Genomic DNA, 23,397 nt, shown 5'->3' with positions numbered 1-23,397 from the left:
GCCATGAAGATGCGGTTTCCCAAGATCCTGAAGCCATCACATATTCATGGCGGCTTGAGTAAATAAACCGAATGACTTTGAGAATTATGTTTTCGGCATACCCGTAAAAAATCTAGACCAGAGATTCGCAATCAGCAAAGTAAACAGGAAAAAATAGCAGATAATAGAGTTTTTTATCCTGTCTGACACAAATACGACTATGTTTGCAGACAGGCTCCCAGAGCCTGTGCGGCAATACTGTTACTGATAGTGAAAAAATGCTGCAATTTTTTGTTGATCGTGAATTCAGGTATACAGTTTATGATTTTGTTGAGAGGTATCAGAACAGTTGGCACTCCAGGCGGCCAAATTAACGCAGCATTAAGAAGATCTTATAAACGACGGGATGTGTTTGGAATGCGGAAAAAACAGATTCTTTCGCTGTGTATTATTGTCCCTGTGATAACCCTGACGGGCTGTACTTTTTTCAATAGCCGCGAAGAGATAGTCAGGCAGCCAGACTCAGAAGGCAAAGTGTACAACTCGGTTAAACATATTACCTGTCAGCCAATCAGTTATCCCGGCGATAAAAAAAAGACTAACGTTGTCGTTAATGACTTTACTTCAAGGTTAAAACAATCCACCGGAGAGACTCCGGTACTGGCTTTCAGTCTGCCGCTAACGGGTATTCATAAAGTGAGTATTAACAGCTACGTGGTTAAGGATGGCGACAAAGAACAGCTGTTCTATCCGGCTGTTGCACTTCTGGATCAGTCGCACAATATCATAGCCCATATACCTGAAAGTCAGATCAAGTACAAAAAGCCCGGGTTTACCAGCCCTGAAAGTATTGAAGCCCAATTCGTCATCGATAATGACAAACGCTCCAATGAGGAAGCTGTTTGTATACTTATCTACACCACCGATGAACTGAGGAAAGGAAGAACTACTTTGATGAATGAGGCCAAGGCATATGCCAGAGCTTACGGTGTTGTAGCTCCGCCGGTTCCGGATCCTGTAGCAATTCACGGGAATACGGGGCATCTGGCCATTGGTATAAAAAGTTCAGAGGTGGCTCTTGCTTCAACGGCCATTGTTCCTGAAGCTGCTACTGCTGTGTCACTTCCAAATGCGGTACGGGACCCTTTTACAAAAGAAGTTCTGCAGCATTATGTTGATGCTGTTAATAAGGCCTTTAAGTCATGCAATGTTGGCTGGGCTATCGTCAAAAGGGGGGAGTTGGGGAGCACTTTCAGGGATACGAAGGAGTACTTTGTCGAGCAGTATGGTAAACCCGTTGATAAACTGAATGCCCCCAAAACTCCCGATGCTGTAGACGGTTATGGCGGGGAAGTCCTGTATCACTACCAATTGCAGATATACGAGCACCTGAAGGCCGGTCAGGGAGCTGCGGCATTGAAGGTCATTGATCAGATCAAGGCTGCCTTGGATGAAGTGGATAAGCTGTTTGATTATAGGCGACAGACGAACAGTTAACACTTGCAGCCTGTCGTTTCCTATTAAAGCGGCCGCATTCTGTTTTGCACTTTGATGGCGTTAAACTTAACCGCTCTTTCTAATCACCGTCATGTTGTTAAAAAACGACCGATTGGATTCATCAGCAAAAATATTTTCCAGAGTATCGGTCAACTTCCTGCGCCAGTTTAGATACTCTTCGCTGGTCCCGGGAATATTCACCGGGGAGTCAATTTGCAAAACCTCTTCCAGCTGAACCACGGTGATTTTTGAAGCTGTTTTAGTCAGGTAATAATGCACTTTTTCCATTAAGTCCCTTGAGTATCCCATGGTGGAAATATCGTGTGGGTTCATGCCTGCAGGAAACTCATGGATGCTCGAAAGTGTTTTCAGTAAAGCCAGCTTTTCCCTGTGTCTTGCCTCTTTCTCTTGCAGTGTCCGGTTGTGATCATAAATACCCAATTGCAGACGCAAATCCAGATCCAGACAATTCCACCAGGCCTTCAGAGGAGGGATGTCATGGTTGCTGATACAGGTCAAAGCCATCGGTTTATAGTCCAGAGGTGGCGTAAAATGATCACCCAGGCATTCGAAAAGAACCACTTCATTGGAATAGAACAGGGCCGGTGGCAAAGTGGCCTGAATTTCAGGCGGAACTGTCCCGAGGTCTTCTCCGAATACCAGACACTGACGACGATGGCTCTCCAGTTTGATGATGCCGAGTAAGTCCTCAAGGGGATAATAGACATAGGCACCATAGTCAGCGGTTTTGCCCTTGGGGCACCACCAGAGTCTCAGTAGTCCCATGACGTGATCAATTCTCAAAGCCCCGCAATGGCTCATATTAGCCTGAACCATTTCAATAAAGGGCTGGTACTGCTGAGCCCTTAGCACCTGCGGATTAAAGGGAGGCAAACCCCAGTTCTGTCCCTGGGGAGCGACACCGTCCGGGGGCGCACCAACGCCTGCATCCAGACAATACAGGCTGCGATGACTCCAGACATCAGAGCCGCCACTGTCCACACCTACGGCCAAATCACGATAGATGCCCACCAGCATACCGGCTTCAATGGCCGCTTCCTGGGCTTTGGCCAGCTGATCTTCAGCCAGCCACTGTAAGTACATATAGTATTGAATGCGTTTTCGGTTATCGCTAGCAAACGCTTTAACGGCACTGGATTCAGGGTTTTGGAACAAAGGCTCCCAGCATGGCCATCCCCAGTTATTGATGTTCAGCTTTTTGTAATGCTCATAAATAGCTTCATAGAGGGCATGTTGCTCCAGAGCCGGGCCACGGTTTCTGCAAAAATCCAGAAAAGCTTTTCCCCTTGAGCTTTCGGGGTTAAGGTGCTGTTGATAGAAGTGTTCAAACAGTGTGTTCAGAAAACCAAACTTCAGCCACGCTACCAGGCTGTAGTCTACGTATTCCTGATCTCTTGCCCGTTGCAGTTGTTCTTTGAACTCTGGCTCTTCAAATCGCGTCCGGGCTTCGTCACATTCCCTGAAGTCCGGCACAGCTGTGATATCGATATACAAGGGATTAATAAAGGTTCGACTTGATGGGCTGTAGGGGCTGGCATGAAGAGGGTTGGCAGGGTAAAGGGCATGAATAGGATTCAGACCAATAACATCTGCGCCCTGCTCTGCCAGTTGAGTCGCCAACTGACTCAGGCTTGAAAAGTCACCCATACCCCAATCATGACGAGTTCGGAGTGTGTAAAGTTGGATTGCACTGCCCCATATCTTATTGCCACTGCCCAGTCCTTCAGGTTCGTAACAGGTTTCAGGAGCAATAATTATCAGTGCACAGTCTTGCGTATTGTTACTTTGCAGCGAGAGCCGATGGTAACCAAGGGGCAAAGTATCCGGTAATTTGAACGTCAGGTGATGATAGATTTTACCCCCAAAATTGCAACTTTCCTCTATGGGCATATCGTCAGTATTCAGATTCAGTGAGTGGTGGCCAGCGGTTTCCAGTATTATTTCGCCTTTGAACAGCTGACCCAGCTGTTGATCTTCAAGGTGCAGACTGACCTGATAGGCTTGTCCCTGTGTGAAGACAGAAACGGGATGCAACAGTTGCTGCCACCTCTGTTGTTCAAAGTCTGTGATCGCCTGTTTTATCGCATCGTCAGATTCAACGTTCAATCCCATGGCGGCGAGAATTGGCAATTTGTATTCGATGGGGACGCTGATAGGCTCACCCGCCCAGTCACTGTATTCTCCAGAAACGCGATAGTACCCGGCCAGCTGTTCAATCAGATCAGGATCAGACATAACGCTCTCTCTTATCAGTCGTGGGCTGGCGCCTGGGTACGAGGAAAAGCCTTGCCCTCAGCGTTGAAGAGGTGACAAAACTGAACCGGAAGCTCAATTTTCATCTTGCTGCCTGCATCACGTTTTTTTGAGTCTTCTACCCGGACAATAAAGTTTTCACGAATGGTATCGTGGCTCATGTATATGTAAGATTCGGCGCCCAGACGCTCCAACGTCTCAACCTTGCCTTCGACAGCGTTGCCATTATCCGTTTCTGCCAGAGCATCTTCGGGTCGAATGCCCAGCACGACCCTGTCACCCTTTTTGGCATCCTGGCAGTCAACATTTGTCCGGAGTACTTCACCGGTGGTTAATTTGACTCGGGTTTCGCTGTTGCCGGTCTCTTCAATAAAACCGTCAAAGAAATTCATTTTGGGTGAACCGATAAATCCGGCAACGAACAGGTTGGCGGGTTGGTGATAAAGCTCCAATGGCTTGCCAACCTGCTCCAGGTTAGTTTTTGCCCCCTGAGCCAGAGGGCTCAGGACAACAATCTGGTCTGCCAGAGTCATGGCTTCAATCTGGTCATGGGTGACGTAGATAGACGTTGTTTGCAGACGGTTGTGGAGTCGGGCTATTTCCTGCCGCATCTGAACCCGGAGTGCGACATCGAGATTGGACAGCGGCTCATCAAACAAAAAGACCCTTGGTTGCTGCACGATGGAGCGGCCGATAGCCACCCTTTGTCGTTGACCTCCGGACATGGCTTTTGGCTTTCGATCCAGCAGGGCTTCCAGTTGGAGAATTCGGGCGGCTTCTTCAACCCGGCTTTTGATTAACGATTTATCGGCTCTTGCCAGCTTCAGACCAAAGGCCATATTTTCGGCCACCGACATGTGTGGATAAAGAGCGTATGACTGGAAGACCATGCCTACCCTGCGCTCGTTCGGTGGCCAGTCATTCACCTGCTCTCCGGCAATGTACATTTCTCCTTCAGTGATATCTTCAAGACCACAGACCATTCGAAGCAGAGTGGACTTACCGCAGCCAGAAGGCCCGATAAACGCAATGAATTCACCCTCTGCAATGTTCAGGTTGATATTCTTGAGAACCCAGGTCTTGCCCTGGTCATAGCTTTTGGAAATATTGACAAGCTTAACTTCAGCCATAAGGTTTTCCGTTTTTTATACGCTGAACCCGGCCCTAGCCTTTTACACCACCTGAAGTCAGACCACCGACAATCCAGCGCTGGCACAACAGGAAAATAATAGAGATGGGCAGACCTGACAGAACGGCTGCCGCAGCAAAGTCGCCCCAGAGATAATTCTGTGGATTCAGATATTGTCTCGAGCCAACCGCCAGCGTCAGATTATCCATGCTCTGCAAAAGCACTGAAGCAACGGGATATTCAGCAATATTGGTAATGAAAGCCAGAATAAAAACCACCGCCAGAATGGGTGTTGATAGCGGTAGCAACACAAAACGAAATGCCTGCCAGGGCGTTGCTCCGTCAATCGCTGCAGCTTCTTCGAGGGATGAATCAATGGTTTCGAAGTAGCCCTTGATTAACCAGATGTGCAGAGCCAGACCACCCAGGTAGGCGACAGTTACCGAACCCAGAGTGTCCAGACCTAACCAGGGAACATAGTTGCCGATCTGCTCAAACAGGGAGTATATGGCAACCAGTGCCAGTACAGCTGGAAACATTTGCAGAATCATCATGGCAGTAAGCATGGATTCCTTGAATCGGAATCTCAGTCTGGCGAATGCGTAGGCGCCCGTGGTTGATAGTAGCAGGATCAACAGCGTGGAAATAAACGCTACTTTGATAGAGTTCCATAACCAGAGGAGAACAGGGAAGGGAGACTGGGTGATGGAGCCGTCGGCATTTTCCCAGGGAATACCAAAAGCCAGATACCAGTGTTCCAGACTGGGATTACTGGGTATCAGGTCGCCGGTAGCAAAGTTACCGGAACGAAAAGACACCGAAATAATCATCAGGAAGGGAAACATGATCAGGCAGAGAAAGAGAATCATAAAGATTCTGGCAGACCACACCCGGCATTTAAGGTTTCTTGGCTGTACCATCATAGTCGTTCACTCCAGTACCTGTTTAGTCGCTTTCAGGTTCACCCAGGCTATGATACCCACCATGATGAAGATGAAGGTGGCTATGGCAGAAGCCAGGCCGTAATCCTGCCCGTACTGGCCAAATGCGATCCGGAAGGTATAGCTCACCAGAATGTCGGTGGCACCTGCCGGAGTGCTGGCACCAATGATATTGGGAGCACCGTCAGTCAGCAGTGCAATCAGAACCAGGTTGTTGAAGTTGAATGCAAAACTGGCAATCAACAGCGGTGTCAGAGGCTTTATGATCATGGGCAAAGTGATGTTAAAGAAGTTCTGGATGGGAGAGGCGCCGTCTATTGCTGAAGCTTCATAAAGAGTATCTGGAATAGACTTCAACAGGCCTATGGCGAGAATCATCATGTAAGGATAACCCAGCCAGGTATTAACGATCAGGACCATGGTTTTTGCCAGATACTCGTTGCTGAACCATTCGGGTTGAACCCCAAAGAGCAGGTTTAGCAGCATATTGATCTCACCAAAATTCTGATTAAACAGGCCCCTGAAGATCAAAATAGAAATGAAGGCTGGCACTGCATAAGGAAGAATTAACAGCAGCCGGTAAAAGTTATTACCTTTCAGGGGTTCCCACTGCACCAGACAGGCCATCAGCAACCCTACAGTCATGGTAAAGAGCACCGAGAGAGCTGCAAATACCAGGGTCCAGAGGAAAATTTTTAAGAAAGGACCCTGAATACCAGGATCTTTGAGCACCCGAACAAAATTATCCCAGCCGTTATAAACGACAAAGCCCGGTCTTACCTGCTTGCCCGCTGAATCAGGCTGCCCTTCAGGCACTTCGATATAATAGCCCGTTGTATGATCAGGCTTTAGCAGGTTGCCATTACGCGTGTCCTGCAGAGTGTCATTACCAATGTCACGGTAAATTTTTGACATGGGACCAAATTTTCTCAGGCTGGTCATTGTTAGCTCAGTCTTGTCAGGCAGTTCTACGTCCAGTTTTTTGAGGGTACTCCGTAGCTTTATGGTCTCCTTGAGGGGGAGCTCATTGCCTTCAGGAAGGTCCGGTGAAAAGTCAGCTTTCAATGGCACTGGAATGACGGTTTCGTTGAACGGCTGACTTATAAGGTACTTGTCTGTCTCCTTGTTACTGATAAACAGAACCCGGTAATCAGCCCCCTGCTGATAAACACTGAAATGATAGGACTCACCCTCTGTTTTATAGGTTTTGCCCAGATGCAGGATTTTTACGCGCTCCAAGGATAAAAGGTGACTGGAACTGTAATTTGTGAATGCGACATATACCGTATAGATCAGGGGGAAAACTATAAATACCGATACACCCAGAATTGCAGGGAAAACATATCGGTAGTTGTAGCCATCAGCGCTTATGAACACCCAGGTGCCGACGCAGACAATCACCAGAATGATCAGGGCAAAAGCAAACTCTCCCTGAAAGTACATCAGGGCCACGCCATAGAGCAGCACAAGATCAATCATGCCAATTAACCCACACACGAACCAGGTCAATGGGCTCTTTGCTTTCTGATCAGCCTCCATAAGGTCGACTCCTGGAGCAGATTTAGCTCACACGTTCTGATCTGGTGGGCTCGAAACTGCACGAATCACTCTCGAAATCACTTGTCGTATTTCACTGCACTGAGATAAGTAGAAGGGGATCTAGACAGCCTAGTTGACAATCTGCTTGGCTGCTTCATTGAGTGCACTTTTGTAGTCCTGTCTTCCGGAGGTGATGTTCAACAGGGCAGACTCCATGGCTGACCAGAATTTGCCCATTTCCGGTACATTGGGCATGAGCAAACCGTTGACGGCATTTTCGTAGGTAACCTTGATGCGAGGATCTTTTTCCAGTTCCTTCATGTAGCTTTTATTGACCACAGCACCCAGCGGAACATCGCTGTTCATAGTACGAAGACCGTCGTCTGTTAGCAGGTAGTTTTCAAGAAACTCTTTAGACAGGGCTTTATTGGGACTGGCACTGTTCAAAGTGGCTCCCCAGACGCCAACAAATGCCTTGGAACGCTGGCCATTGACGCTGGGCAAAGCGGCCACACCATAATTCAGATCTTTGCCGTCGATTTTGGTTTTGTCCAGGTTTGACCAGGCCCAGGGGCCGGTAATCATCATGGCTGTCTGGCCCTTGTTGAAGCTGGACTCCATAACACCATAATCAACGCCTCTGGGCATAACGCCTTTGTCAATCAGCTCGGTCAGCATTTTGGCACCGGCCATGGCTCCGGCGTTATTGACTCCGGTGTCTTTGATATCATAACCAGTCGGTGTTTTTTTGAAGACATAGCCGCCATCTGCAGCAAGCATCGGCATAGTGAAGTAAGGCTGGATCTGATCCCACATAATGGTAGTCACTTTGCGTTTGGCCAGTTTGTCTTTAAGAGGAAACATTTCCTCAAATGAGCCGGGAGGCTCTGGCAACAGATCCTTGTTGTAGATCACGCTGATAGCCTCCATAGAGACAGGGTAACCATAGATCTTGCCGCTAACCGTCATCGCCTGCCAGCCCAGATCGTCAATCTTGCTTTTGAAATCCGCAGCTGGGTTTACAGGCGAAAGAAGGCCGCTCTGGGCCCATTCACCGTATCGGTCATGGGCCCAGAAGAGAATGTCTGGTCCACCACCGGACGCTGCCGACTGTTGAAAACGATCGGTAATATTTTCCGGAATCTCAACTTTAACCTTGATGCCGGTGTCTTCCTCAAACTCCTTGCCGATTTCCCGGATACCATTGTAGGCCTTGTCACCGCCTACCCAGATCACCAGTTCATCATCCTCAAAGGAGAAGGCCTGGAAAGGGCTGAGGGCAGTCCCGAGAGTGATTGCAGCTGCAGCTATGGTTTTGCCAAGCGGAGTACCCAGTAATCTGATCATCAGTCAACGGCTCCTGATCAATTTAGCTATTCAGTTAAAGCGCAGCGGCTATTCGCAGTGATAAACCGCAGGCGCGTTCTGTAGGACAAGCTTCATACGCACCCGGACGTGAACCTCTCCGGTCAGCCTAATGATGATTCCCCTACATGGCTTGAAAGTTCGCTCAAGAGTGAAGATTTGTTTTCACAGACAGACCCATTGGGTTGCTGTCTGAGATGAAAGAAAAACTTATTCTATAATAGCGGCAGAATCGGAAGGTAATGATGATGTGGAGAAGAATTTTTCATCAAGGCAAGGTTTTAAGTACCTAACCAGTTGGTTTCGCATATTCTGGCCGGCGGCTTTTTCCATCCTTCTGCGTTCCAACTCTGGTTGCGTAGCTATGGCTACGCGCCCGTCGTTGCGCCTTAAAGGATGAAAAAATCCACTCGCCAGAATATGCGAAACCAACTGGCCAGGTACTTATTCATAATTTTCTAAAAAAGCAAGTTAATATTATTTTTGAGAATTAAATCAAAATATACGACGATAGCTAATTAATTGAGGCGAAAAAAGGAAGTCGTTTTCATCTCGTTCTGATTCTGGAGACAGGGAGCTGGGTTTAGTCCGGGTTCCCTCGCTGGGGCCCAAAGGGCACGACAGCTTGGGAACCTGAGTTTTGCGACAGCCGCTCCAGCATAGGAACCAGTTACATCATTGTCGACGGTTAAGGCGCTCTTTTACTCTGGCAACTAAGCTATCAAAATCCTCTGAAGGTTCTGGATCTTCTGAATCAACTTTTATTGTAATAATGCCTGTTGGAAGTATGTCATCAGCCGTCTTGTTTTGTGCAAGAAATGCTTCTAATTCATTTTCTGAAATCAGTGACTGTAACCACTCTACAGTTTCTATTTGACTACCTCCGGACCAAGGATCATGAATGACTAATTTATCACCCATAATGCCTATTAACAGGGCATAATGACCATAGAAGCAATTTTCTTGATATCTAAGAAGAATAGGTGTCTCGGCAATGAGTTCAGTTAAAGACTCAACTAATGCTTCTTTAGTGTATGAAGAATCAGGAAATTGCAACTCAGATAATTTGAAATTTGAACGAATAGACTCTTCGTAAAATTCTTCTAAGGGGAATCCTTTAAATATTCTTCTCGGGTTAGTAGAAAGTGATTCAACTTTTTCTGGATTTATACTGGTAACAAATAATGGATCGTCACCATAAAACCTTCTGAGCATTTCTACACAGGCATCACCACAGAGATTAACATGCCCTTGATGAATGTACTTAACAGGGTGAATGTGACTTTTGAGCTCTACACTCCTTCCTTTGAACTTTTTCTGTTCAGCTTCTAAATTTGTTGTGTCATTAGTAGCATTAAAACCCCAAATTGCTCTGAGCGGTCCTCTTAGTTTCATATTTTATCCATTTTTTAGTTATCGAATTTTCAGAGGGTGTCGTAAAACTCTGGTTGCCACGCTTTCAGGCCCTGTAAGTCGAAGCGTGGGAACGGGTTGTTCCTTTTTTCGCATCTTCTTGTCAGGTGTTTCATTCAGTGACTGAAGTGAGGGAGGTAAATCTCTTTTGTTTTCAATGCTGGGCACTGCGAATTCCTTTTCATGGTTTTTTTCTATTACTAGTTGTATAGCAAAAACCTATGCACGGGACAAATTGCACAATGGAATGGACCGGGAAGCGATTCTCGCCATAATACTTAAAATGACTGCGAGGGAAGAATCCAGCTTTATGCCACAGAGCTGGTGTACCCCTGTTTACCGGAGCTATTCTCGTGGCTTTTTCAGTATCTTCTTTGGCACCAGCATTTCCTTTTCTCCCGGGAAGCCATTGTTGTTAAAGTAGCGACGCTTCTCGCTGACCACAGCAATACCCCGCTTCTTCAGCACTTCCCGGGCGTCCTCCGAATGCAGTGTTTCCTGAATCAAGGTGCCCGGATTCATCCGTATACCTTCGTTCTTCAGCCGCTGCACCTCTTGCTCTATTGCCTGTCGTGTGGCCGGGCTCAGCAGCGACGGGTCATGTTCGTACTGCATCTTTTCCAGCAGCGTCATTCCGGCCGGAATCGTCACCTGCCCCAGATCATACCCGCTGTTATGAATACCATAAGTGATCCCTTTGTTCTGATCGGCCCTGCAGGCTTTGTGGCTGGGGTCTGAACAAGCAGTAATTCCGGCCTCCCGGGCTATTTTGCGGCGGACATTGTCATCAATAAACTGGTTCATTCTCTGCACTGGCTCAGTAGTCCATTCAAAGTTTTCGGAGATCTTTGAGCCATTGTCGATCAGACCGTAGACTTGGGCGTAGTTTTTTCTGCGCCGATCCAGAAGTTGCCAGGTTACCTGCGCCAGATCAGCCGCTCCGTGCATGGCGGCTTCAAGATGACGTTGGAATTCAGTCTTTTTGTCAGGCTCGGAGGTAAACTCTCTGGTCAGCTGCAATGGCAAGTCAAGAAGACTGGCGTTAAAACCCAGAGATCGAGTCACTGTTAATCCTGGGAAATCAGCCCCAACCCCGCAACCACGGATAACATCCATTCGATCCGCAAAGCGTAATATGCGCAGATACCAGCGCACACGCTCACAAAGGCTCTGCTCGTCTTGACCCTTGACATCGTTTTCCTTGCTGACTATCGCCTTTGCCATATCAGCCAGCAGCTTTTCAGGATAGTGCCCGGCCAGATCCCGTTTGAAATATTCAGCTGAACTCGTTTCTTCTACTGATTTGTCGACATCTTCGGCAGCCGCGTCATGGTAGATGATCGCCAGAGAAAGGAGTTCTTTTTCTTGCGGGTGCAAGGAGCGTTGCTGAAATTTCTCCAGCAACTCCATATACCAGAGCCCATTATTCCTGGCCCGCAGAACATGACTGCAACTGTGCAGTGGTTTCCACACGGCTGGCATGGTCTGTCTGACAAGGCTCTCTATCACCCGCTCTGGTCCCGGACGGCGGTAATAATGCTGCAATACTTTCAGGATGGTTTTTTCATTATCGCCGACATTGTCAGGCAGGACCGGCGGTTTACTGAACGCTTCCACCACAAACTGTAATGCCGCCGGTACTTCGGTTGTCAATGGTGTTGCCGATGCGCCGGTATCGTTCAGGCCGAGAGATTGTTTCAGGTCCTTAACTTCCCGCTGAGCCTGCCGGACATGCTCTGGCCAATTCTGGTAGAAAGGATATTTTTCCCGTTGATCCCGAAGGTTTTCAAGCCATTTGATATAACCATTGAGAGATAAATCTTCAATAATCTTCTTACCATTACCATATCTGCTCGCATGATAGACTTTAACGCGATTCAGAACGTCATTGTCCAGAGAAGCTCCGTAATGGAACAGGGCCAGTAAGAGGGACTGGAGGGTGTTGAGAGTTGGAGGATTAAAGTCAACCACATGATGTATTATTAACTCTTCCAAAAAGCTTTGCCGCTGCTGTTGGGTGGTTTCCCGGCAGATTCGGTCAAATTCAATGACGTTTCCCGGGCAACCGGTTAAAGGTAGTCTCCGGAGATGATTCAGGGTCAGAAAATCAAATGGAGCAAAGGCAGGCAAAACATAGTTCATAATGCTCAGTGGCATTAATGCATGCATGCACTCATCCATATGGAAAATGGGTGGAAAATTCTTTTCCAGTCTTGCACCGCTCTGCAGAAGCAGCCGACATAAGCGGCAGGCTTCGTCCGCCTGTTTCTGGATTTGCTTGTGCATTGGCCGGTCGTTTCTGATCAATTCGGAAACCAGTAACATTCCAAGTAAAGATTCAACACTTCCTTCATGAGAAAAAAACTGGTGAATTGGCAAGCCACTTTGTTTCAATTCCAGAAGCCTCTTATAACTGTAATGACAGGGATTATTTACCAGCTCGATGGCTTCTTGCAGTAGCTGCATGGTATCTGGATCAGCTGAGAGAGTTGATTTCGAACTCAGTGCCTTTGCCCGCAAAGGCATTGGCAGCAAATTCAGCATGGCTCTCAAATGCTCTGGGGCTAAGCCCTGTGAGAAGGCAAAATCATTCAGAGAATTCTCATTGCTGGCCAGGTGCGGACTTTCCAGCTCATCATCAAAATAGACCTCTACAGAACCTGTGCGGTGGCAGTAAACCACCAGAGGCAAGGGGCCAAGCTCCAGTAAAATTTCACACTGATTTTTACGCCTAAGGATATCGGAAATATTTATTTGTGCGTCCTTGTATACGCAAAAGCATTTGACGTCTCCCATGCGGTAGTTGGTGAGTATCAGTTCAGGGTAATGAAAAAGGTGGGATTTATTGCCGGATTTCAACTTTGGTAAACTGAATGTTCCGTCTTTTTGCAGATGTCCCGAGGTGAAACGAGGATAAACTCCCCAGAAAACTTTATTGCTGCGCTCAAGAAGTGCGTCGTGCAGTGATTGCAGATCAGGCAGGTGTTTTTCAATCCGTTTATTCTCATCAGCGCCCTGCGCCAGATGATTGGTGTCGGCATCACGTTTGTAGACATGCAGGCATTGGGGGTTAACAATGCCTACCATCCATTTACCGAAAGCATCTGTTATGGGCCCGGTGGGCATCATCTTCCCCGGCAGAGCGAGAGTGAAGGGTCTTGGTGCTCCCTTACCCGAAAAGTAATCTTTTTCTTTGGTGTATTGAATTCCCCGAAACGCCAGGCGTCCACTGGCGGCAGCTTCCTTCAGCTTCTGTCGCTCAGGCTCTCTGGAATCATGGGATCGCAGCCTGCTGGTTGATTCGCAGACTGTCCATTGGCCAGAGGCCGTTAGCGACTCGGTGTCAAACTTTGTTGGAGGGCACAGGCTTTGAGAGGTTCCCGTTCCATGGGCAATATTCATGGCAATACTCCTTTAAGACTTATTACTTAACTATTTTCCTGAAGGTAAACTTTAGAGTCCTTAGAGTAACTGGCTGGCGAAAAGTTCCGCCAGGTTACTGCTGTCTGAAGTTGCATTTCATAGCCAGATCAAAGGATTTTGCAGGCCCACTCTGCTGACGCGCTCTGAGCATCAGGCTTCGCTATCTTCTTTGGCACCAGCATTTTCCGTTCTCTCGGGAGGTCATCGTTGGTGAAGTAGCGACGCCTCTCCCTGACCACGGCAATACCCTGCTGTTTCAGCACTTTTCGGGCTTCCTCCGAAGCCAGTGTTTCCTGCTTCAAGGTGCCCGTATTCATCCGTATACCTTTGCTCTTCAGACGCTGCACCTCTTGCTTCAGTGCCTGTTGTGTTGCCGGGCTCAGCAGCGATGGGTCGTATTCGTACTGCATCTTTTCCAGCAGTGTCATTCCGGTCGGAATCGCCACCTGCGCCAGATCGTACCAGCTGTTATGAATACCATAAGTGATCCCTTTGTTCTGATTGGCCTTGCAGGTTTTGTGACTGGGGTCTGAACAGACAATAATTCCGGCCTCCTGAGCCATTTTGCGGCGCACATTGTCGTCAATAAACTGGTTCATTCTCCGCACCGGCTCAGTTGTCCATTCAAAGTTTTCAGAGATCTTTGCGCCATTGTCGCGGAGACCGTAGATCAGGGCGTAGTTTTTTTTGCGCTGATCCTGAAGTTGCCCGGTTATCCGCGCCAGATCAGCTGCACCGTGCATGGCGGCTTCCAGATGACGTTGGAATTCAGTCTGGTTGCCAGAGCCTGAGTGAAAATCCCTGGGTAACTGCGTCGGCAGGTCAAGACGTGTAGCATCAAAACCCCAGGGTTGAGTCTCCATTATCCTGGGAAAATCAGCCCCAACCCCGCAACAACGGATAATATCCATTCGATCCGCAAAGCGTAATATGCGCAGATACCAGCGCACAGACTCAGACAGGTTCGGCTCATCGCTACCATCGACATCTTTTTCCTTGTTGATCATTGCCAGTGCCATATCTTCCAGCAGCTGTTCGGGGTAGTGCCCGGCCAGGTCCCTTTTGAAATAATCAGCCGATCTTGTTTCTTCCTCCGATTTGTCGACATCTTCGGCTGCAGCGTCATGGTAGATAATCGCCAGAGACAGGAGTTCTTTTTCTTTTTTGCTCAGGGAACACTGCTGAAATTTCTCCAGCAATTCCATATACCAGTGCCCGTTATTCCTGGCCCGCAGGACATGACTGCAGCTGTGCTGGAGTTTCCATTGTGTTGGCATGGTCTGTCTGCCAAGGCTCCTGATCACCCGTTCCGGCCCCGGACGGCGGTAATAATGCTGCAATACCTTCAGGATGGTTTTTTCATTATCGCCGGCATTATCAGGCAGGACCGGGGGTTTGCTGAAGGCGTCCACCAGAAACTGCAACGCCGTTGGTGTTGCAGCTGCCAGGGGTGTCGCCAATGTGGCAGAATCGTCCAGACCGAGAGATTGTTTCAGATCTGTTATTTCCTGCTGAGCCTGACGGACATGTTCTGGCCAATTCTGGTAGAAAGGATGCGTTTTTCGTTGCTTGTACAGTTCTTCAAGCCAGTGGATATAATCATCTACGGAGAGATCATCAATGACCTTTTTGTCATTCCGGCAATGATACCTCTTCAGGTCAAATTCAAGATTATCCAGAACGTCTTTTTCCAGGGAAACCTGGTAATGAAAAAGAGCCAATAAGTTGGACTGAATATGTTCGAGGGTCGGATTCGGCAAAGTGACCACATAACGTAATACCTCTTTCAGACATTCCTGCTGTTGCACTGGACTGTCGCTCCGGCAGATACGGTCAAATTCAATGACGCTTCCCGGGCAGCCGGTCAAAGGTAGTTGTCTGAGATGTTGCAGGTTCAGGAACTCAAATGGAGCAAAGGCAGCCACTAAACAATTGAACAGACCCACTGGCAATACATATTCCAAATACCGTTCCATACCGTCGATGCGGCTCAGGCCCCATTGAGTCAGCCTTGCCCCGCTTTGCAAAAGCAGCTGAAATAATCGGTAAGCTTCTTCCCCCTGCTGAACCCGAATTGGCTGTCCCTTAAGCAAATCCTCTCTCGTTCTTCCGAAATCCAGGGCCCCATTGTGTCTGAATATTTCGGTATCCAGGAGAATATCAAGCAAAGATTTAACAGCCACGTCATGAAAAAAACGCTGGTCAATGGGCAATCCACCCTGTTTCAATTCCAGAAGCCTTTCATAGCTGTAACAACAGGGATCACTCACCAGCTCTATAGCCTGTTGCAATTTGTGCATAACCTCAGGTGGGACGGTTAACTTTGAACTCAGCGCCCGGGCCCGCTGAGGCATTGGCAACATATTTAACAGGGCTCTGAAATTGTCCAGGTCTATGCTCTGTGAGAACGCAAACTCATCCAGAGAACGCTCATTATCGGCCAGGTGCATGCTGTCCAGCTCATCATCAAAACAGACCTGCACAGAGCCTGTGCGATGGCAATAAACAACCAAAGGTAAGGATTCACGATTTAATACCTCTTCACAACGGTGCTTATACTGCAGGATATCGGAAATATTGGTCTCTTTATCCTTGTATACACAGAAACACAGGATGTCTTTCTTGCTGTAGTTAATGAGCACCAGTTCCGGGAAATCATATATGGGATTATATTCGCCGTTTTTCAATTTAGGTAAACTGAACGTCCCATCTTCTCGAAGGTGTCCAGAGGTGAAACAAGCAGGATAGAGTCTCCAGTTGACTCGATTGGCATTCTCGCGACGTTTGTCGTGCAATGACTGCAGATCTGATAGTAGTTTTTTTGGCAGTGTATCAGGAGTCATATCCGGCTCCTCCAGCAAACGCTCAGTCCGTGGATCACGTTTGTAGACGAACAGGCATTGCGGATCGCTGATACCTACTATGTACCTGCCTAACGCTTCTGGCACTGGCTCGACGGGTATCATCTCCCCCGGCAGAGCCAGACTGAAAGGTCTTGGTGCACGTTTGGTAGTGAAGTAATCTTCTTCTACATGCACTTCAATTCGCCGAAACGCCAGACGCCCACTCTCAGCGACTCGAAGTAGCTCTTGTCGCTCAGACTCTCTGGGGTGAGGAGACAGCAGCTTGCTGGTCGATTCGCAGACTGTCCGATGGCCAAAAGTCGTTACCGGCTGGGTGTCAGATTTTGTTTCAAATTTTGTTTCAGGGCACAGGCTCGGAGGAGTTTCCGTTCCGAGGTCAACATTCATGGCAATACTCTCGTGGACTCATTACTTACCCATTTTTCTATAGGTAAACCTTAGGGGCTTTGGAGTAACTATCTGGCAAAAAGTTCCATCAGGGTCCCAAAAAAGTCCGCAGTTGCATTTCATAGCCAGATCAAAGGATTTTACAGGCCCACTCTGCCGACGCGCTCTGGGCATCAGGCTTCGCTATCTTCTTTGGCACCAGCATTTCCCGTTCTCTCGGGATGCCTTCGTTAGTAAAGTAGTGACGCTTCTCGCCGACCACGGCGATACCCCGTTGTTCCAGCACCTTTTGAGCTTCCTCCGAAGTCAGCGTTTTTTGCGTCAAGGTGCCGAGATTCATGCGAATGCCTTCGCTCTTCAGCCGCTGCACCTCCTTTGCCAATGCCTGCTGTGTTGACGGGCTCAGCAGCGACGGATCATGTTCGTACTGCATCTTTTCCAACAGCGTCATTCCGGCCGGAATCGTCACCTGCCCCAGATCATACCCGCTGTTATGAATACCATAAGTGATCCCTTTGTTCTGATCAGCCCTGCAGGCTTTGTGGCTGCGGTCTGAGCAGACAATAATTCCGGCCGCCTGAGCTATTTTGCGCCGGACATTGTCGTCAATAAACTGGTCCATTCTCTTTACTGGCTCAGTTGTCCATTCAAAGTTTTCAGAGATCTTTGCGCCATTGTCGTCCAGACCGTAGACTTGGGTGTAGTTTTTTTTGCGCTGATCAAGAAGTTGCCCGGTTATCCGCGCCAGATCAGCCGCACCATGCATGGCGGCTTCCAGATGGCGTTGGAATTCACTCTTGTTGCAAGACCAGGAGCTAAACTCACTGGTTAGATGTGATGGTAAGTCAAGACGTGTAGCGTCAAAACCCAGAGGTCGAGTCACCGTTAATCCGGGAAAATCAGCACCAACCCCGCAACCACGGATAACATCCATTCGATCTGCAAAACGCAATATTCGCAGATACCAGCGCACAGCGTCAGGCAGGTTCTGCTCCTCTTTACCCTTAACATCGTTTTCCTTGCTGACAATCGCCTTTGCCATATCAGCCAGCAGCTTTGCAGGATAGTGCCCGGTCAGATCCCGTTTGAAATAATCAGCTGAACTTGATTCTTCAACTGATTTGTCGACATCTTCGGCAGCCGCATCAAGGTAGATAATTGCCAGCGACAGAAGTTCTTTTTCTTGTTCTTTCAGAGAACACTGCTGAAATTTCTCCAGCAATTCCATATACCAGTGCCCATTATTCCTGGCCCGCAGGACATGACTGCAGCTGTGCAGGGGTTTCCACACGGTTGGTATGGTTTGCATGCCAAGTCTCTGGATCACCCGTTCCGGTCCCGGACGGCGGTAATAATGTTGCAATACCTTCAGAATGGTTTTTTCATTATCGCCGACATTATCGGGCAGGACTGGCGCTGTGCTGAAGGCGTCCACCACAAACTTTAATGCCGCTGGTGTTTCGGTTGCCAATGGTGTTGCCAGATTGTGAGAATCGTCCAGACCGAGAGATTGTCTCAGATCTTTGATGTCCTGCTGAGCCTGCCGGACATGCCTTGGCCAATTCTGGTAGAAAGGATATGTTTCCCGTTGCTCCCATAGTTTTTTGACCCATTTGACATAATCAGCCACGGAAAAATCATCAATGATATTTTCATCTTCTTGGCGATACATATCCAGATGGGATTCAAGACTATCCAGAACGTTTTTGTCCACGGCAACCTGGTAATGAAACAGGGCCAATAAGCTGAGCTGAATATGTTTGAGGGTTCTATTCTTCAGAGTTACCACATAATTTAATACCCTTGTCAGGCATTCCTGCCGTTGCAGTTTATTCTGACCACGGCAGATACGGTCAAATTCAACGACGCTACCCGGGCAGCCGGTCAAAGGGTACCATTTGAGATGTTCCAGAGTCAGGAACTCAAATGGAGCAGAGGCAGCTACCAAACAATTGAATATCCCAGCCGGGATTGCCGGTCCAAAGATACCCTCCATGCGCTCAATGAGATATACATACCCATCCAGCCTCGCACCGCTGCGCAGAAGCAACTGACATAAGCGCCGGGCTTCGTCCTCCTGTTTCCGGGTCTGATCGTGTTCTGGCCGCTCGTTTCTGCGTATTTCGGAGTCCAGCAGCATGCCAAGTAAAGATCGAACTCTTCCTTTATGAAAAAAACGCTGGTGAATTGGCAGGCCACTTTGTTTTAACTCCAGAAGCTCTTCATAACTGTAAAGAAAGGGATCACTGACCAGCTCGATGGCCTGTTGCTGTTTGTGTATGACATCCGGATCAACTGAGACGGTTGATTCCGAACTCAGTGCCTTTGCCCGCAAAGACATGGGCAGCAGATTCAGGATGTCTCTGAAATGATCTGGAGCCAGGCCCTGTGAAAACGCAAAATCATCCAGAGAACGCTCATTCCTGGTCAGATACAGACTGTCCAGCTCATCAGCAAAATAGACCTGTACAGAACCTGTGCGATGGCAATAAACAACCAGAGGCAAGGAGTCAATCTGCAATAAAAATTCACAGAGATACTTATCCCGCAGGATGTCGGAAATATTTGTTTTTGAATCGTTGTAAACGCAAAAGCATTGGATGTCTTTCTTGCGGTAATTAGTCAGCACCAGTTCAGGGTAACATTCCAGGTGGGAATAATTGCCAGTTTTCAATTTTGGTAAACTGAAGGTTCCGTCCGCTTGCAGATGTCCCGAGGTGAAACGCGGATAAACTCCCCAGGTAACCTTATTGGCATGCTCAATGAGTCCGTCGAACAATGATTGCCGATCAGAGAGTAGTTTTACATCCAGTTTATCCGCATCTGCGCCCAACTCCAGATACCGGGTGGTGGCATCACGCTTGTAAACGAACAGGCATTGGGGGTTAGTAATGCCCACCATCCATTCACCGCAATCATCTGGCAGGGGCATAGAGGGCATCATCTCTCCCGGCAGGGCGAGTGTGAAGGCTCTTGGTGCTCTCTTACCCGAGAAGTAATCGTTTTCTTCAGTCAATCTGATGCGCCGAAACGCCAGGCGTCCACTCTCAGCTGCCCGAAGTAGCTGTTGTCGTTCGGACTCCCTGGGATGAGGGGGTAGCAGCTTGCTGGTCGATTCACAGACTGTCCATTGGCCAGAAGCCGTTAACGATTGGGTGTCAAAATTTGTTGTAGGGCACAGGCTCTGAGAGGTTCCCGTTCCATGGGTAATATTCATGGCAATACTCCTGTAAGACCTATTACTTAACCATTTCCTGAAGGTAAACCTAAGAGTCTTTGGAGTAACTATCTGGCAAAAAGTTCCATTAGGGTCCCATTGAAGTTCGCAGCTGCATTTTTATAGCGAGATCAAAGGATTTTATCGGCCATCCTCTGCTGGCGAAGTCTGAGCATCAGGCTTCTCCATCTTCTTTGGCACCAGCATTTTTCGTTCCTTCGGGAAGCCATCTGCACCAAAGTAGCGACGCTGCTCGCTGACCACGGCAATACCCCGATCCTCCAGCACTTCCTGGGCCTTCTCCGAATCCAGCGTTTCCTGGGTCAGGGTGCCCGTATTCATCCGAATACCTTCGCTCTTCAGTCGCTGCACCTCTTCCTCTATTGCCTGAAGTGTTGCCGGGCTCAGCAGTGACGGGTCATGTTCGAACTGCATCTTTTCCAGCAATGTCATTGCGGCCGGAACCCTCACCTGCCTCAGATCGTACCAGCTGTTATGAATACCATAAGTGATTCCTTTGTTCTGATCCGCCTTGCAGGTTTGGTGGCTGGGGTCTGAACAGGTAATAATTCCGGCCTGTTTGGCAATTTTGCGGCGAACATTATCATCAATAAACCGCTCCATTCCTTGCACGGGCTCCGCTGTCCGGTCAAATTGCAGGGTGATTTTTTTGCCATCAGGCACCAGTCCGTAGACTTCGGTGTAGGGATTTTTGCGCTGGTCCTCAGGGTCCGTGGTTGTTACCTGCACCAGGTCAGCCGCACCGTGCATGGCGGCTTCCAGATGCCGTTGGAATTCAGTTTTGTGGTCAGGCTCGATGGTAAAATCCCTGGCCCACGGGTCCGGCAGGTCAAGATAGGAAGCGTTGAAAAACAGAGGCTGAGTCGCCAACCCGGGAAATTCAGGCTCAACGATATTGCGAGTAAATTCCATACAAACGGCAAAGCGTAATATACGCAGATACCAGCGCACGGTTTCAGACAGCTTCTGATCCGCTGCACCATCAATATCGTTTTTCATATTGACCATCGCCAGGGCGACCTCATCCAGTAGCTTTTCAGGGAAATGCCCGGCCAGGTCCTGTTTGAAGTAAACAGCTGACCTGGTTTTTACCGCCGATTTGTCGACATCTTCAGCTGCGGCATTCTGATAAATAATGGCCAGTGGCAAGAGACTTTTTTCGACTGGATTAAAAGAGTGAACCTGACATCGCTCCAGCAATTCCATATACCAGAGCCCATTATTCCTGGCCCGCAGAGCATGACTGCAAGGGTGTTCCTCTTTCCACGTTTTTTGAAAGAGTTTGTCCAGGCTGGCCATCACCCGCTCCGGTCCCGGGCGACGGTAATAATGCTGTAAAACCTTGAGGATTGTGTCTTCATTATCGCCAACATTATCTGGCAAGACCGGCGGTTTGCTGAATGCATCCACCATAAACTGTAACGCCGGTTTCACCGATGCGAAGCGATCGACCGGCAGATCGAGGGATTGTTTCAGTTCCTTGAGTTGCTGATTGGCCTTTTCGACATGTGCTGGCCAATTCCAGAAGAGGGGGTGAGTATTCCGTTCATGCCAGAGTGTTTTAATCCATTCGATGTAACCAGCCACGGATAAATTACAAATAAGCGTTTCACCGCCATACAGCTTCAGATCGCTTCCAATAGAATCCAAAACGTCTTCGTCCAGGACAGCGCCGAAATGAAACAAGACTATCAGGAAGGGCTCCAGGGTATCCAGGGTTGTTTTCTTCTGATAAAGCCGGAGAAAAGATAATCCCTCTTTCAGGCAGTTCTGCCGTTGCTGATCATTGAACTTCTGGCAGATTCGGTCAAATTCAACAATGCCTCCGGGACAACCGGTCAATGGTATATTCCAAAGGTTTTGCATGGTTAGGAACTTGAATGGACCAAAGGCAGCCACCATATAATTGAACATGTCCGGTGGCATATAAAGTTGATCACAATCTCCCATCTGTTTGAAAAGGTGCCAGCCCCATGCAGTCATTATGGCCCCGCTCTTCAAAAGCAGCCGAAGTAATGGGGCAACTTCATCAACCCGGAATTCCGATGCCCGGTCATGCACATTGTATTTGACTACTACAGAGGTCAGGAAAATATCAAGCAGAGAAGTCATTTTTCCATCATGAAAAAAACAGCGGTGAATGGGCAAGCCTCTCTCTTTTAATGCCAGAAGTTTCTGGGCACTGTGAGGACAGGGATTACTCACCAGCTCGATGGCCTGTTGCCATTTATGTTGATCATCAGGCGGGATGGAAAATCCTGACTTCAGTGCCTCTGCTTGCAAATGCATTGGCAATAAATTCATTACCTTCATGATTTTGGATAAAGATTCGCCGGAAGGATCAAAACAATCCAGAGAACGCTCAATCAGGGCCAGATGTTCAGAGTCAAGTTCATCGTCATAACAGACCTCTGCAGACCCGGTTTCGCAGCAAAAAACAACCAGTGGCAGGGGCGGCAGGCTCAATGCCTGTTCACACTCACGCTTTTTCTGCAGAATATCTGAAATATTTCCAGGGACATCACTCACAACAAAAAAGCATTTGATGTCTGCTTTTCCACCGTTGGTGACCACGAGTTGCGGAGGGGGTACGGAGCCTCCGAAATATGCTGAAGCAGATTTGTGGCTATCGTATTTGAAGGGCTTCAGTTTTGGTAAACTGAACTTTCCGTCCGCCCCCAGATGTCCTGAGGTTAAACGTTTATAAACCTCCCAACCGGCTTGTTCTTGTATCTCTCTATCTTTTTCAGCCAAAGATTGCAGATCAGACAGAAGTTTTACCTTCAGTTTATCCGCCTCTGCGCCTTGTTTCAGCGGCCAGGTACCCGGATTTTGTTTGTAGACATACAGGCAATCCGGGTCGACGATGCCTACCGTCCATCGACCTGTCAGGTTCCCGTGTTGCAACCCCCGCAAGACAAGGTTAAAGGATTTTGGTGTGCCATTGCCGTTAAGGTAACTGGTTACTTCGGCTGGTTTAATTTTCCGAATCGCCAGACGCCCGCTCTCCGCCGCCTGGCGTAGTGCCTGACGCTCAATTTCTCTGGAAGGCCCCGGTAACTGTTTGGTCGGCTCGGTCGCTGTCCATTGGCCAGAGGCTGTTACCGACTGGGTGTTAGGGTTTGGTTGATGACAGAACCAGGAGGGGAGTTGTATGCCTCTGAAAATATTCATGATGATGCTCCAATAATCGTTATTATTTCCCTCTTCCCTGAGGAGGCTGTCGCAAAACTCTGGTTCCCGCCTTCACCCCCGTCATTCCCGATTTCATTCTCGTCATTCCCGATTTCATTCTCGTCATTCCCGCGAAGGCGGGAATCCACACTGACTCTCCACCAGAACCCTACT

Annotated in this window: 12 protein-coding genes; 1 reads left to right on the top strand and 11 read right to left on the bottom strand. The window is 48.4% G+C overall.

Going from position 1 to position 23,397, the window contains the following annotated elements; translation table 11 throughout:
* Positions 1 to 396 precede the first annotated feature (396 nt).
* Complete coding sequence (locus tag ACOJUO_RS02250; protein WP_422138800.1) at positions 397 to 1,476, top strand: MalM family protein; 1,080 nt, start codon at positions 397 to 399, stop codon at positions 1,474 to 1,476.
* A gap of 66 nt (positions 1,477 to 1,542) precedes the next feature.
* Here ACOJUO_RS02250 and malQ read toward each other — a convergent pair whose 3' ends face one another.
* The 11 genes from malQ to ACOJUO_RS02195 form a co-directional block, all read right to left on the bottom strand.
* Positions 1,543 to 3,732, bottom strand: coding sequence for a 4-alpha-glucanotransferase (gene malQ, locus ACOJUO_RS02245; RefSeq protein WP_422138799.1), 2,190 nt, complete (start codon positions 3,730 to 3,732; stop codon positions 1,543 to 1,545).
* A gap of 14 nt (positions 3,733 to 3,746) precedes the next feature.
* Positions 3,747 to 4,880, bottom strand: coding sequence for an ABC transporter ATP-binding protein (locus ACOJUO_RS02240; protein WP_422135128.1), 1,134 nt, complete (start codon positions 4,878 to 4,880; stop codon positions 3,747 to 3,749).
* Between the two features lie 34 nt (positions 4,881 to 4,914).
* Complete coding sequence (gene malG / locus ACOJUO_RS02235; protein WP_422135127.1) at positions 4,915 to 5,802, bottom strand: maltose ABC transporter permease MalG; 888 nt, start codon at positions 5,800 to 5,802, stop codon at positions 4,915 to 4,917.
* A 6-nt stretch (positions 5,803 to 5,808) separates the two neighbouring features.
* On the bottom strand, positions 5,809 to 7,359 hold the full coding sequence (gene malF, locus ACOJUO_RS02230) for a maltose ABC transporter permease MalF (RefSeq protein WP_422138798.1): 1,551 nt from the start codon (positions 7,357 to 7,359) through the stop codon (positions 5,809 to 5,811).
* 129 nt (positions 7,360 to 7,488) lie between these two features.
* Entirely contained in the window at positions 7,489 to 8,706 is a 1,218-nt protein-coding gene (gene malE / locus ACOJUO_RS02225) for a maltose/maltodextrin ABC transporter substrate-binding protein MalE (RefSeq protein ID WP_422138797.1), read from the bottom strand.
* Positions 8,707 to 9,399: 693 nt separating this feature from the next.
* Positions 9,400 to 10,119 (bottom strand): papain-like cysteine protease family protein, encoded by a 720-nt coding sequence (locus ACOJUO_RS02220; RefSeq protein ID WP_422138796.1) that lies wholly within the window; start codon positions 10,117 to 10,119, stop codon positions 9,400 to 9,402.
* A 363-nt stretch (positions 10,120 to 10,482) separates the two neighbouring features.
* Positions 10,483 to 13,539 carry a hypothetical protein gene (locus ACOJUO_RS02215; protein ID WP_422138795.1) on the bottom strand — a complete coding sequence of 1,019 codons (3,057 nt, stop codon included), beginning with the start codon at positions 13,537 to 13,539 and terminating at the stop codon, positions 10,483 to 10,485.
* A gap of 128 nt (positions 13,540 to 13,667) precedes the next feature.
* A complete protein-coding gene (locus ACOJUO_RS02210) occupies positions 13,668 to 16,811 on the bottom strand; it encodes a hypothetical protein (RefSeq protein WP_422138794.1) in 3,144 nt (1,047 codons plus the stop codon).
* Between the two features lie 130 nt (positions 16,812 to 16,941).
* Complete coding sequence (locus tag ACOJUO_RS02205) at positions 16,942 to 20,028, bottom strand: hypothetical protein (protein ID WP_422138793.1); 3,087 nt, start codon at positions 20,026 to 20,028, stop codon at positions 16,942 to 16,944.
* Positions 20,029 to 20,169: 141 nt separating this feature from the next.
* On the bottom strand, positions 20,170 to 23,223 hold the full coding sequence (locus ACOJUO_RS02200; RefSeq protein WP_422138792.1) for a hypothetical protein: 3,054 nt from the start codon (positions 23,221 to 23,223) through the stop codon (positions 20,170 to 20,172).
* Entirely contained in the window at positions 23,220 to 23,372 is a 153-nt protein-coding gene (locus tag ACOJUO_RS02195; RefSeq protein WP_422138791.1) for a hypothetical protein, read from the bottom strand. Before ACOJUO_RS02195 ends, ACOJUO_RS02200 begins: the two co-directional genes overlap by 4 nt.
* Positions 23,373 to 23,397 lie beyond the last annotated feature (25 nt).

Source organism: Endozoicomonas sp. ALC020 (assembly GCF_049275935.1).
In the GTDB taxonomy this organism is placed as follows: Bacteria; Pseudomonadota; Gammaproteobacteria; order Pseudomonadales; family Endozoicomonadaceae; genus Endozoicomonas_A.
Note: the sequence above shows the minus strand (reverse complement) of the source record. Positions and strands in the feature narration are given on the sequence as shown.

Bases quoted from the DNA above. Each gene is read 5' to 3' on its own strand.
- ACOJUO_RS02250 (WP_422138800.1), top strand. From the start codon at position 397: ATGCGGAAAAAACAGATTCTTTCGCTGTGTATTATTGTCCCTGTGATA.
- malQ (WP_422138799.1), bottom strand. From the start codon at position 3,732: ATGTCTGATCCTGATCTGATTGAACAGCTGGCCGGGTACTATCGCGTT.
- ACOJUO_RS02240 (WP_422135128.1), bottom strand. From the start codon at position 4,880: ATGGCTGAAGTTAAGCTTGTCAATATTTCCAAAAGCTATGACCAGGGC.
- malG (WP_422135127.1), bottom strand. From the start codon at position 5,802: ATGATGGTACAGCCAAGAAACCTTAAATGCCGGGTGTGGTCTGCCAGA.
- malF (WP_422138798.1), bottom strand. From the start codon at position 7,359: ATGGAGGCTGATCAGAAAGCAAAGAGCCCATTGACCTGGTTCGTGTGT.
- malE (WP_422138797.1), bottom strand. From the start codon at position 8,706: ATGATCAGATTACTGGGTACTCCGCTTGGCAAAACCATAGCTGCAGCT.
- ACOJUO_RS02220 (WP_422138796.1), bottom strand. From the start codon at position 10,119: ATGAAACTAAGAGGACCGCTCAGAGCAATTTGGGGTTTTAATGCTACT.
- ACOJUO_RS02215 (WP_422138795.1), bottom strand. From the start codon at position 13,539: ATGAATATTGCCCATGGAACGGGAACCTCTCAAAGCCTGTGCCCTCCA.
- ACOJUO_RS02210 (WP_422138794.1), bottom strand. From the start codon at position 16,811: ATGAATGTTGACCTCGGAACGGAAACTCCTCCGAGCCTGTGCCCTGAA.
- ACOJUO_RS02205 (WP_422138793.1), bottom strand. From the start codon at position 20,028: ATGAATATTACCCATGGAACGGGAACCTCTCAGAGCCTGTGCCCTACA.
- ACOJUO_RS02200 (WP_422138792.1), bottom strand. From the start codon at position 23,223: ATGAATATTTTCAGAGGCATACAACTCCCCTCCTGGTTCTGTCATCAA.